8 protein-coding genes are annotated in these 12,214 nt (G+C 63.9%); 6 read left to right on the forward strand and 2 right to left on the reverse strand.

Going from position 1 to position 12,214, the window contains the following annotated elements; all coding sequences use genetic code 11:
- Nucleotides 1-137 precede the first annotated feature (137 nt).
- From H5U38_14915 to H5U38_14940, 6 genes are read left to right on the forward strand one after another with little or no spacing between them, the layout of a single operon-like run.
- Complete coding sequence (locus H5U38_14915; GenBank protein ID MBC7188314.1) at nt 138-1,601, forward strand: trimethylamine methyltransferase family protein; 1,464 nt, start codon at nt 138-140, stop codon at nt 1,599-1,601.
- Nucleotides 1,602-1,618: 17 nt separating this feature from the next.
- Nucleotides 1,619-2,740 (forward strand): AmmeMemoRadiSam system protein B, encoded by a 1,122-nt coding sequence (amrB, locus tag H5U38_14920; protein MBC7188315.1) that lies wholly within the window; start codon nt 1,619-1,621, stop codon nt 2,738-2,740.
- Nucleotides 2,741-2,769: 29 nt separating this feature from the next.
- Entirely contained in the window at nt 2,770-3,819 is a 1,050-nt protein-coding gene (locus H5U38_14925; GenBank protein ID MBC7188316.1) for a DUF3524 domain-containing protein, read from the forward strand.
- A 3-nt stretch (nt 3,820-3,822) separates the two neighbouring features.
- Entirely contained in the window at nt 3,823-4,269 is a 447-nt protein-coding gene (locus H5U38_14930) for an acyl-CoA thioesterase (GenBank protein MBC7188317.1), read from the forward strand.
- Between the two features lie 10 nt (nt 4,270-4,279).
- On the forward strand, nt 4,280-5,521 hold the full coding sequence (gene pepT / locus H5U38_14935; GenBank protein MBC7188318.1) for a peptidase T: 1,242 nt from the start codon (nt 4,280-4,282) through the stop codon (nt 5,519-5,521).
- Nucleotides 5,522-5,575: 54 nt separating this feature from the next.
- Nucleotides 5,576-7,681, forward strand: coding sequence for a TonB-dependent receptor (locus H5U38_14940; GenBank protein MBC7188319.1), 2,106 nt, complete (start codon nt 5,576-5,578; stop codon nt 7,679-7,681).
- 189 nt (nt 7,682-7,870) lie between these two features.
- On the opposite strand, the gene rlmB is transcribed toward H5U38_14940, so the two are convergent.
- Both rlmB and H5U38_14950 read right to left on the reverse strand, forming a co-directional pair.
- Nucleotides 7,871-8,626 carry a 23S rRNA (guanosine(2251)-2'-O)-methyltransferase RlmB gene (rlmB, locus tag H5U38_14945; GenBank protein ID MBC7188320.1) on the reverse strand — a complete coding sequence of 252 codons (756 nt, stop codon included), beginning with the start codon at nt 8,624-8,626 and terminating at the stop codon, nt 7,871-7,873.
- A gap of 193 nt (nt 8,627-8,819) precedes the next feature.
- Nucleotides 8,820-11,915 (reverse strand): alpha-mannosidase, encoded by a 3,096-nt coding sequence (locus H5U38_14950; protein MBC7188321.1) that lies wholly within the window; start codon nt 11,913-11,915, stop codon nt 8,820-8,822.
- Nucleotides 11,916-12,214: the final 299 nt, after the last annotated feature.

Below are 12,214 nucleotides of genomic sequence, written 5' to 3' on the forward strand. Positions count from 1 at the left end.
CAACAGCGCGTCGCTCCGGCAATGGAGCGACAAAGGGCAGCGGAGCAAATGCACTGGAGTCACCCTGCCGGGGAACGAGTGAGATCGGTTGATGTGCGTGTCTACACCAGCAGACGAGACGGAAAGGGACAACCCTGATGGAACAACGGCCAAGGATTTCCCTGATCAGCGACCAGCTCATTGACCGCGTCATCGATGAGGCCATGGAGGTTCTTGAGCGAGTGGGGGTGATGGTGGAGCACGATGAGGGGCGGCACCTTCTCTTGGAGGCCGGCGCCAAAGGCCGGCAGGACGTGCACCAGGTGAAGATACCGCGCTCCCTAGTGGAGGCTACGCTGCGCACCGCGCCACGGGCCATCCCGGTGTTCGACCGTCAGGGCAGGCCGGCCATGCAGCTCCAAGGCGACTCTGTCCACTTTGACCCAGGTTCGGCGGCGCTGACCATTCTTGACTGGGAAACCCAGAAAGAGCGGACACCCGTGACCGCCGATCTCGTGGCCTTTGCCCGGCTCACTGAGGCGCTGCCCCATTTCGCTGCCCAGAGTACCGGGCTTATTCCAGGAGATGTACCTGAGGGCATGGCGGACCGCTACCGGCTCTTCATCGCGCTGCAGTACTGCGGCAAGCCGGTGGTCACCGGCACCTTTGCCGTAGATGGCTTCCGGGTCATGCGGGAGATGTTGGTGGCCGTGCGCGGCAGCGAGGAAGCGCTCCGCCAGAAGCCGTTGGCCATCTTCGACTGCTGCCCTTCACCGCCATTGAAGTGGAGCACCCTCACCTGCCAATGCCTGATCGACTGCGCCCGTGCGGGTATCCCCGCCGAACTGGTGTCGATGCCCCTCACTGGCGCCACTGCCCCGGCGACACTCGTGGGCGCGTTGGTGCAGCACACGGCTGAGACATTGAGCGGCGTGGCTATCCACCAGTTAGCGTGTCCGGGTGCGCCCATCATCTATGGTGGGTCACCTTCTGCCATGGACATGCGCACCGGCACCACGCCCATGGGGGCCATCGAGACGATGATGCTTGACGTGGCCTACGCAGCGGTGGGCAAGCGCTTTGGCCTGCCCACCCACGCCTATATGGCCCTGAGCGACGCGAAAGTGGTGGACGCCCAGGCCGGGCTCGAGACCGCCATGGGCGCCGTGCTGGCAGCCCTGGCCGGCATCAACGTCGTTTCCGGGCCGGGGATGCTGGATTTCGAGAGCTGCCAGAGTCTTGAGAAGTTGGTCATCGACAACGACATCTGCGGCGCCGCCCTCCGCCTGGTGGAAGGCCTGCGCGTGCGTACGCCTCGCCTTGCCGACGACCTATACGGCGCGATCTACGAGGGCGACCACTTCTTGACCTCGCCTGTTACCCTGGAGTGGTTCCGCCACGAAGTGCACACGCCCAGCGAGGCCATCGATCGCGACAACTACCAGAGCCGCCAGGCAAAGGGCGACCTGACTGCCGGTGAGAGGGCTCACCGGATCGTGGAGCGGCTCCTGTCCTCGCCCCCTCAACCGGGATTGCCAAAGGAAGTGACCGAGGAACTTCACCGCATCATGCTCCACGAGGCGCGACGCCACGGCCTACAGACGTTGCCGGGGATTTCGTAAGCTGTGAGGAGGCAGAGATGCGCGCGGAGACAGCCGTTGCTCTCGCTCTTTCGCTGCTGCTGTTGGTCGGTTTGGGCCTTTCTTGCCGCCACGAGCAGAGCCCTGTACCCCCTGCCGAACACCTGCGTGGGCTCAAAGATACGGTGGGATTCTGCTTTACTGCGGCACAGATCGAGCGTGTGGTGCACGCTGCAGAGGAGTTGGAGCGCGAAAAACTGCTCGCCAATGCCGCCCGCCTCGGCTTGGACAACGACAGCCGTTGGGTAGCTGCCGTCTGTCCCCATGACGATCACCTGCTGGCTGGAAGGGTCTATGTGCACGTGTTCCGGCACCTGCGCGCCCGGCGAGTTGTCCTGTTCGGCGTGGCCCACAAGGCCACCGACTACGGCCTCCACGACCAGCTTGTCTTTGACTCATTTAGCGCCTGGCGTGGCCCCTATGGGCCGGTGCCCGTTTCACCCCTGCGGCAGGAACTCATTGCGCACCTTCCCAAAGATTCCTACGTCATCCACGACGAGTTTCAAACCGCGGAACATTCCGTGGAGGGCATTGTCCCGTTCATCCAGCACTACGTTCGTGACGCAGAAATCGTTTCCATCCTTGTCCCACCGATGAACTGGGAGCGCATCGATCTACTCTCCGCGCAGTTGGCCAAGGCACTGGCCTCTGCCATCCGCCGGCATAGGTGGACCTTAGGAACGGACATCGCCTTCATCTGCTCCAACGACGGTGACCACTACGGCGACCAGGACTGGGGTGGCAGGAATATGGCGCCTTTTGGCGCGGACCTGTGCGGGTATCGCATTCAGACGGCCATCGACAGCTTGCTGGCCCTGTCCACTTTGGCTGGCCCATTGGCTGCGCCAAAGTTGGAGTCCTTCTGTCGCCAGGTCTGGGGAGAGGAGGACATCCGGCGGTACAAGATTCGCTGGTGCGGGAGGTTCGCCGTCCCCTTCGGCCTGGAGACCGTGCGCAAGACGGTGGCGGAGCTGGGTCTTTCGCCCCTGCAGGGGCACCTGTTGCGCTACGACACAAGCTTCCGCCTGGGAACCCTCCCGCTACCCGACATCGGCATTGGGACAACCGCCCCCTACCACATTCGCCACTGGGTGGGATACACAGCCCTCGGCTACCGGTGAAGGCAAACCGCGGCAAGGCCATGAGGAGCGTGCTCATTGTGGAGCCGTACGGCGGGGACTCCCACCTGCAGTTGGTGAGGGGCATGCAGCGGTGGCTGCCGTTTTCGTTTCGCACCATCGTCATGCCGGCGCGCAAGTGGAAATGGCGCATGCGCGGAGCAGCGTTGCACCTGGCGGAGGCCCTCACCGCCGAGGAGCCAGCCGAGACAGTTTTCTGCTCCTCCCTCCTCAGCCTCACTGACCTCCTGGCCCTGGGACCGCGCTGGCTCCGCGATGCGCGCAAGGTGGTTTACTTTCATGAGAACCAGTTTGTCTACCCGACGCGCCTGTACAGGGAGTGGGACTTTCACTTCGCGCTCACCAATCTGACCACCGCCCTTGCCGCCGACGTGGTCGTCTTCAACAGCAAGTTCAATCGGGACACGCTGCTGGAGGCGGCACCCAAACTGCTGAAGAAGTTTCCCGACTTTCGTCCGAAGGGGATCGTGGAGCGCATTGCGGAGAAGAGCCACGTCCTGCCGGTCCCCTTGGATCCCACTGAGTTTCCTCCGCCGGAGCCCAAGCAGGGGCCGGCGCGCATCATCTGGAACCACCGGTGGGAACACGACAAGGCGCCAGAAGTATTCTTTGCCGCGCTCTACGAGTTGCAGCGACGAGGTGTGGCCTTCTCGCTGGGCGTCCTCGGCCAGCAGTTCAAGGAGTGCGCGCCCGTGTTCGCTCAGGCCAGGGAGCGCTTAGCAGAGCACATCGCCCACTGGGGCTACGCTGAGTCGCGTGAAGAGTACCTCGGCATTCTCAGGAGCGGCGATATTGTCGTCTCCACCGCGTTGCAGGAGTTTTTCGGCGTGGCCGTGCTGGAGGCGGTGCGGGCCGGGTGCGCGCCTCTGGTGCCAAACCGCCTTGTCTATCCCGAGCTCTATCCTGCTGACTTTCTATACGAGGATGGCACGCTTGCCGAGCGACTCGCCTGGGCGGCAGAGCACGTCGCAGAACTGCGGCGCCAGGACTTTGCCTGTCTGGCCCGCCCTTTCGATTGGCAATACTGGATGAACGCCTACTGCGAAGTCTTGCAAGGTTAGCCCATGAATGCGCACACAGAAAGGATAGCCATGATGCTCACTCCCCTGGTAGCCCGGCTCAAGGTGCGTAGCTATGAACTCGACTCGTTTGGCCATGTAAACAATGCCAATTTTCTCCACTACTTGGAATTCGCACGAGGTGAGTTCATGGCGCTCAGGGGCATGGGCTTTGCGGACTTTGCCCGGTGGCAGGCGCGGCCCGTGGTGGTGCGTGCCTGCATCGACTTCCGCGCCCCTGCCTTCGCCGATGACCTGCTGCGCATCGAGGGGGCGATCACCACCTGGGGACGCGCTCGCTTCACGCTCTCCTACGCCATCTACAATGAGACGCGCCGCTGCCTCTGCGCCGAGGCAGAGACAGTGATGGCCTTTGTGAACATGCAGGGCAAACCGGTGGCGATTCCACAAGCCTTCCGCGAAGCCTTTATTGACGGCACACGACACGAATGAGGAGAAAGCCATGGCACAAACAGTTCTGGAGCGATTCCTCCGCTATGTGGCCTATGACACGCAATCGGCGGAGGAGGCCACAACCTTTCCCAGCACTGCGAAGCAGAAAGAGCTTGGCAAGGTGCTTGTCGAGGAGCTGCAGGCCATGGGCCTTGCCGCGCGCATGGATGAGCACGGCTACGTGTTCGGCGAGCTCCCCGCCACCAGCACCCACCGCATTCCCACTATCGGCTTCATCGCGCACTTGGACACCTCACCTGATGTCTCGGGCGCAGACGTGAAGCCCATCATCCACCGCAACTACCAAGGCGACGACATCACGTTGCCAGGCGAGCCGCCGGTGGTGATCCGCGCGACGGAAAATCCGGCCCTCGCTCACCAAATTGGCAACGACATCGTCACGTCCGACGGCACAACGCTGCTGGGCGCAGACGACAAGGCAGGCATCGCCGAGATCTTCACAGCCCTGGAGTACCTGGTCAGCCATCCGGAAATCGAGCACGGGCCGATCAAAGTGGCCATTACCCCCGACGAGGAAGTCGGCCAGGGTACCAAGTTCTTCGATGTCAAGGCGTTTGGCGCTGACTATGCCTACACGGTGGACGGCGAAACTCTGGGCGAAATAGAGAACGAAACCTTTTGTGCCGACACGGTGGTAATGACCGTGCACGGGGTAAATGTGCACCCCGGATACGCCAAGGGGAAGTTAGTCAATGCCGTTAAGATTGCCGCGGAGATCATAGAGAAGCTGCCCAAGGATCGTTTGTCCCCCGAAACGACCGAAGGGCGCGAGGGGTACGTGCATCCGAACAGCATCAGCGGAGGCGTGGAACAGACCACGATCAAGTTCTTGATCCGCGACTTTACCGTGGAAGGGCTCAAGGCGCATGAAGAGATGTTGCGCGCGCTGGCCGAAGAGGTGATGGCCCGTCATCCGCGGGCCCGGCTGGATTTCACTGTCGAAGAGTCCTACCGCAACATGAAATACAAAATAGACGAGGATCCCAAAGTGGTGGACTATGCCCTGGAAGCAGTGCGGCGGGTCGGTCTTGAGCCAAAGCTGAGCCTCATCCGTGGCGGCACTGACGGGGCGCGCCTCTGCTACCAGGGTCTGCTCACGCCGAACATCTTCACTGGAGGGCATAACTTCCACTCCAGACAAGAGTGGATCTCCGTGCAAGACATGGAAAAGGCAGTGGCAGTGCTGGTGGAACTGGTGCGTGTGTGGGCGGAGAAAGAGGCGGCTGCCTGAGATCGCTTCCCTGCGAAGGAGCGAGAAGCAATCATGAGGAGGCAAAGCTGCCGCATGAGCCGCACCGCGAATTGGGGGTGGCGATTCCAAGGGCCACGACACCATCGCGCAGCCCTCACCTGGGCTATGGCGCTGGCTGCTGTCATACGGTCGGCGTGGTGTCTCGCCCAGCAACCGCGCCCGGATACGGTGGCCTACCGCATGCCGGCGGTAGTGGTGACGGCCAGCCGCCACGAACAGGACCCGCTGCTTACCAGTGTGCCGGTGACGCTGCTGGAGCGGCGCGCCATCGTGCAGGCTCTTCCCGCCACCGTGGGCGAGGCCCTCGTCCTTGCCCCTGGGGTCGCCGTCACCTCCAGCGGGCCGTGGAGCCAACAACCGGTCATCCGCGGCCTGAAGGGCGCGCAGGTTCTTACCCTGATCAATGGCCAACGCCTGGACGTGCTCCGTTCCTACGGGCAGCACGCTCCCCTGTTGGATGTCGGGCAGGTGGAGCGAGTAGAAGTGGTCCGCGGGCCTCATTCGGTCCAGTACGGCTCCGATGCGGTCGGCGGGGTGGTGAACTATGTGACCACTCCCGCCTTTGTGGCAGCGCAGCGACCGGCCGTCACCACGCGCGGCTTTGTGCAGTCGAGTTCTGCCGATGAACAGCGTGCCGCCGGACTTTCCCTCCTGCTGCGGGGAGCGCGTGCCAATGCCCGCCTGCGCCTGGGAGGGCGGCGCGCGGAGAACGTGCGCACGCCCCGCGGACGGCTACCCAATAGCCAGTACCGAGGCATTGACGCCGACATCGACTTTGCCTATCAGCCGTCACCGGCACACCTTGTGCGGTGCGGTGTGTCCTCGGTTCGCTCGTCAAATGTGGGCGTCCCCACCTCCCCCTACGCCGAGCGCGCACGCTTCCGCCTCTACGAGCGGACGGTGCTGAGCCTTGCCTACGAGCACCAGCCGCGGTCTGGTGCGCCGAGAATCGAGGTCAATGCACACTACCAGTGGGGAAAACGCAACTTTGAGGCTCTGCTACACGTGCCGCGGGGGGTGCAGCGTCTGGACCAGGTTCTGGAGGCACACCGTTCGGCCGACTCCTTCGGCGCCACGCTGCTGGCAAGCGGCCTGGTGTGGGGCCACCACTTGTTCACCTCTGGTGTTGACCTGTTCGGCGAGGATGACAACACCCGACGCACCGCCATTTCGCGCCTCTATGACGGCAAAGGCGCGCTGGTGAAAGAGACAGTGGACCGCATCCCGCCCACGCCGCCCGCGCGGCGGTGGGGCGTGGGGATCTTCGCTTGCGACGAGCACTCGCCCGTGCCGTGGGCCAGCGTCAGCGCCGGCCTGCGCGTGGACCATCTGCAAAGCAGCGCCACCGGCACGCGCGGCACCCTGGCCGAGGCAGACCTTGTACGGCGCGAGCAGAATGTCAGCGGCAATCTCGGTGCGAGCGTGGCCGTCACCGACGGGGTACGGCTCTTCGCCAACCTCGGCCGCGCCTTCAAGGGGCCCTCGCTGCAGGAACGCTTTTTCAAGGGTGTAGGCCAACTGGGATTCGTGGTGGGCAATCCCGAGCTCCATCCTGAGACTAGCCTGAACCTCGACGCCGGAGTGAAGTGGCGCACGGAGCGCTGCCGCGGTGAGCTCAGCGTGTTCCGCAACAGGGTGAATGACCTCATCGTACTCAGCCGGGTGACGGTCGCGCCGGACACCTTCAAGTACGCCAACGTCGGCCGCGCGCTCCTGCAAGGTGGCGAGTTCGAGGTGGAGGCGAGGCTACTCGGTCCGCTTCGGGCCCAGGCACAGGCCTCCTACGTGCGGGGTACCGATGAGGCATCCGGCCAGCCCCTGCCCCAAATACCGCCGCTCAACGGGCGCATTTGCCTGTACCTCCAGGCGCCTGCCGGCAGATGGTGGGGCAGACTCACCGCACGGCTGGTTGGCGACCAGCGCCGCGTCGCCGCCAATGAACTCGCCACCCCTGGCTATGTCCTGTGCGACGTAGGGGCTGGATTGCCCCTGCAGAGCGGTGCGACCCCTGTGGAGCTGGCCATCAACATTACCAATCTTTTCGACCGCAGTTACCGGGACCACCTCTCCACGGTCACCTGGTGGGATGCCCCAGGCAGGAATGTGGTGGTAAGCATGAGCTGGGGAGCACGAAACTGAGTATCTGCTCGGTGCCAGAACCGTCCAGGCGTGGAAGGGGCGAACGGGGCGTGGCTTTGGCTGGCCCTTTCTTCCCTTGGTGGGACACCGGCGATGTTCAAGTCTCGCCAAATTATCACCAAGGCCCTGACGGCCGCGCCATGGTCGACAGGGGACCACCCGCGACCCGGGCGTCTGCAGGCGGGCCCGCTAAAGGCGCTCCGGGGATTCCTTGCGCAGCCGCTGCCGCATGACTTCGGCCATGACAATCGCCGCAGCGTGGCTGAGCGCCAAGGAACCCACGTTGCCGGCGATGGGGATGCGCACCATGCCGTCGCACTGCCGTCGCACTGCCGCTGACAGACCACGCTTCTCTCCGCCGATGGCCATGATCACCGGCCCGGTCAAATCCACCTCGTAGATAACCCGCCGCGCGCTGGCCACGCACCCCCACAAGCGCAGGCCGACCCTTTTGAGCTGCGGAATTTCGCCTTCCACCTGGCCGACTATCGCCAGCGGCATGCGCTCGAACGCCCCGGAGGAAGCGCGCGACACCGCCGTAGCGTCAAAGTCCCAGACGTGCTTTTTCAGAAGGACGGCATCAATGCCTAAGGCTTCTGCCGAGCGGATCGTGAAGCCGAGGTTCTGGCTGTCGTCCACGCCATCGAGGAGGAGCAGTGCCGGCGCGTGTGCCTGGTGCGCGAGGCGCTCGACCAGCTCCTCAAGGGGCACAGGCGGCTTGGGCGTCGCCAAGGCAATGACCCCGCCGTGCGTCTTGCCGTGGGCCATGGCATCGATTTCCGCCGCCGGAGCGAATTTGACCGGCACCCCTTGCTCCTCGGCCATCTGGAGAAGTGTTGCCACCCGCTTGGGGTGAATTCCCTCGCGCACGACGATCAGGCGCACCCGCCGCTGCCGCGCCGCCAGCGCCGCCTCCACGCAAATGCGCCCCTCAATCAGCTCCAACGCCTGCTCCCTCCACCTTCCTTGCTCCTGAGAGCACATGGGCTCCCAAGGCCCAGAGGAAAGACCGTGAAACGCGCCCCACGTACGCCCCTTTCGGGTTGCCACATTCCTGCCGGCGTTTCTGGGTCCTGGGCGGCTTCAAGACCTAGCACAAGTTGCCCTCGGCCGCGGTCGCTCCTGCCCAGCACTGCCCTCATTGCAGCTTGAGCGTCATCACCTCAAACGGCGACAGCTTGATACGACCCCGGCCCCGTTCCCACACTGGGCGGCCGCGCGCTCGCTCCAGCAAGTCCGCTGCGTACGCCTTGTCCGTGGCGAGCTGTGTATGCACCTCGGCCACAGCCGGCACACCCGCTGATTCATACAGACGCAGCACGAGACTTTGCTCGTCTTCGCTCTGTTTCAAGGTATCCACCACCACCGATGGGGCGCCAGAGAGGGTGACAAAGCTCATCCTCTCGGGCAAAGTACCCGGGTGAGGCCTCTGGCGGATCACAAGGAGCGGCACATTCAGCTCGTAGCCTGCCTGCACCGTCCCCGCCGTGCGCCAGTCGCCTGCATGTGCCCAAAGCGCGTAAGTAAAGCGATGCAGCCCTTCGTCCGTCTGCCCGTCGTAGAGCACGCCATACTGGCAACTTTGCGGGTCGGGCGCATAACAGTTCTTGAGGAGCGTCAAACGCAAAACATTGTCGCGCGCATCGTAGCCGTACTTGCAATCGTTGAGCAGGCTCACGCCGTAGCTTCCGTCGCCAAGGTCGGCCCAGCGTTGGGCCGGCACCTCGAAGCGCGCCTGTTCCCAGGAGGTGTTGCGCCGCGTGGAGCGAGCGATGGCCCCGAACTGGATCTCGTACGTGGCGCGTTCTGCCCACACCGAAACCGGGAAGGCCACCTTGAGCAGCGTGCGCGGATCGTGCCAGTCGACGAGCGTGTCAAAGTCGATACGGCGGAGGTCGCGATAGAACATAATGTCCTGGGTGAGGGAAGACCGCCCGCTCGTGAGTTGCACCCTTGCCACAGCGCACACCGGTCCCGCGTGAAAACGCGCCTTTCCCCGCGGCCGCAGAAGCTGCAGAGGCCGCACCTCATAGTCCGGCGCAATCTCCCAAGCCTCCCAGAAGGGCGGGTAGTCCAAGAAAGTCTGCAGCACATTGCCGCGTGCGCCCTTTGCCAACACCTCCCGGGAGCAGTCCCGGTCCACGAGGCGCAGCATCTCCCCCCTCTCGTTTAGAATCGCCTCGAAATGGGGTGTGACCACCCTGCCGCCCTCAGCCTGGCACTCCGGCCCGCTCCCGATCGGGCGTGCCGCGACCAAGCGGAAGGTGGTGTAACCACAAGGCGGGACGTCGTGCGCGATGAACAGCACCTCTTCCCTTCCATCCACGCGCCGCAGCCGTTGATACGGCACCGGACGACCGGACGGGTCTTCGATCCTGAAGGACCGGGGAAGCCCCTCAGCAGGGAGCGCAACAACGTCCGTGCGCGGCCAGCCTAAGGTGTTGAAGACGATGAGGCTGTCTCCTGCGCCTTCGGTGTTCACCAGCTCGCCGAGGGCCTTGAGGGCGTTGTCCCTCTGACGGCCAACGTTCTCCCGCACAAACGCATAGTCGGCCAGCGCATCCTGATAGACCTCGGGGATTGAGCTTCCCGGCAGGATGTCGTGGAATTGGTTGCGCAGCAGGCGCTCCCAGCACTGATGCAGAGTCTCCGCCGGATAGGGGTGTCCGAATCGCGAGGCGATGGCGGCCAGCAGCTCGGCGTCGCGCAACAGGAGCTCGCACTTGCGATTCTCGCGTTTAATGGCCCCATGCGTGGTGTAGGTGCCGCGATGTCCTTCAAGGTAAAGCTCATCTGCCCATATCGGAAGATGGCGGCTATTCCGGCGTGCTGCAGCGAAGAACTCCTCCAAGCTCCCTTGCTTCAGAATTGGATGGCCTGGGGCGTGGGCCAGCCTCTTTTGCTGTTCCAAGTGCGCACGGGTCGGCCCGCCACCGCCATCGCCGTACCCAAAAGAGAGAATGACGTCGCGCGCCGAGTCCTTTTGGCGAAAGTTCTCCCAGGACTCGCGCACGCCTGCGGCGTCCAGGCCCGCGCTGTAGGCCTGGCGATGGAAACAGAGGTGCGCGAGAACGCGCGAGCCGTCCACGCCCTGCCACCAGAACGTGCTGTGCGGGAAGGGGTTCTTGTAGAGCCAGCCAATTTTGGCGGTGAAAAAATAGTCGATGCCAGCCTTCTTGAGCAGCTGCGGCAGCGCCCAAGAATAGCCGAACACATCCGGGAGCCACAAGACCCGCGCTGGTGCCCCGAATTCCTGTTGCAGGAAGCGTTGTCCGTAGAGAAGCTGCCGTACCAGCGACTCGCCGCTGGGAACGTTGCAATCGGCCTCAACCCACATGCCGCCGGTCGGCTCCCACTGCCCTGCCTTGACCTTCTCGCGGATGCGTCGGTACAGATCCGGGTAGGTCGATTTCACAAAAGCGTAAAGCTGCGGCTGGCTCTGCACAAAGTGGTACCAGGGATACTCCTCCATCAGCGCCAGCGCCGTGGCGAAGGTGCACGCGCTCTTGCGCTTCACTTCTTTGATGCGCCACAGCCAGGCGACATCAATGTGCGCGTGTCCCATGGCCCACACGCGACCAGGGCAGCGGGACTGCAACTCTCCCCAGCCTCGACGGAAAAAGCGCCCTGCACGCTCCACTGCCGCAAAGTAGTGCGCGCTGCCTGGCTCACGCGGGTCAAGAAGCCGCATCGTCTCGGTCAAGAGAGTCGCCACTTGCTGGTGTTCTTCAGAGCCGGGGGGCAGCCCGGCCAACACATCCAGGGCGGCGCGCAAGTCGTGGTAGAGTTCCCAAGCGGCTGGCCGTACGAGCCGCAGCTCCGCCTGACGGAAGATGCGGCGTTCCTGCGTGAGGCCCGCGTAGGCCTCTATGGCCAGCGCAAAGCGCTCCCCCCCTTTCGCCTGCGACGTGAGCAGATGCTCGCGATGGTTCGCATCGACCCCTTGCGCCGGGCTGCCATTCACGAAAAGCAACGACTCGTCGATGTCAAGGTAGAGGTACACCGGGCTGCCGCGCCACTCCTCGGGCACCTGGGCATGCGCAAAGAACCAGCCCGTCTGATCATACCCGCCCCATGGCGCCGGCAGTTCAACCTCCGGCCAGTCAGCGTCTGGGCCGGCCGCCACCCGGTCCGGGGCCATCTCGCCCTGCCAGAGGCGCCATCGCGCCAAAGGGAGGCGTGCTGCCCATAGATGCTGCTGCAACTCGATTGCGAACCGCAGGACTGTCTCCACGTTGCCTCCTTTGCCAATCCGTCCCAGTTCGAGGCGCAAATATAGCAACAAATGCTGGCAAATGCAAGCGGGCCCTCGCAGGGGAAGCTATGAATCCGGTGGTAGCGACTGTGCACCCGGAGCGCACGATTCGGAACGGGCGACTTGGTCACCCAGCCGGGCCCGCCGAGTCACCGCAATCCTCCCTCTGTGGACATGCGCCACCGGGCCCCTCGTCGGCATGAATGAGTTGCCACACCTTTGTCGAGGAAGCCCCCTGTCTGCCGCGGGCAGGCGAGTCCGCCGGGCGAATGACAGGC

Source organism: Calditrichota bacterium (assembly GCA_014359355.1).
GTDB lineage: Bacteria > Zhuqueibacterota > Zhuqueibacteria > JANLFK01 > Oleimicrobiaceae > Oleimicrobium.

Bases quoted from the DNA above. Each gene is read 5' to 3' on its own strand.
- pepT (MBC7188318.1), top strand. From the start codon at position 4,280: ATGGCACAAACAGTTCTGGAGCGATTCCTCCGCTATGTGGCCTATGAC.
- H5U38_14930 (MBC7188317.1), top strand. From the start codon at position 3,823: ATGAATGCGCACACAGAAAGGATAGCCATGATGCTCACTCCCCTGGTA.
- H5U38_14915 (MBC7188314.1), top strand. From the start codon at position 138: ATGGAACAACGGCCAAGGATTTCCCTGATCAGCGACCAGCTCATTGAC.
- H5U38_14940 (MBC7188319.1), top strand. From the start codon at position 5,576: ATGAGCCGCACCGCGAATTGGGGGTGGCGATTCCAAGGGCCACGACAC.
- amrB (MBC7188315.1), top strand. From the start codon at position 1,619: ATGCGCGCGGAGACAGCCGTTGCTCTCGCTCTTTCGCTGCTGCTGTTG.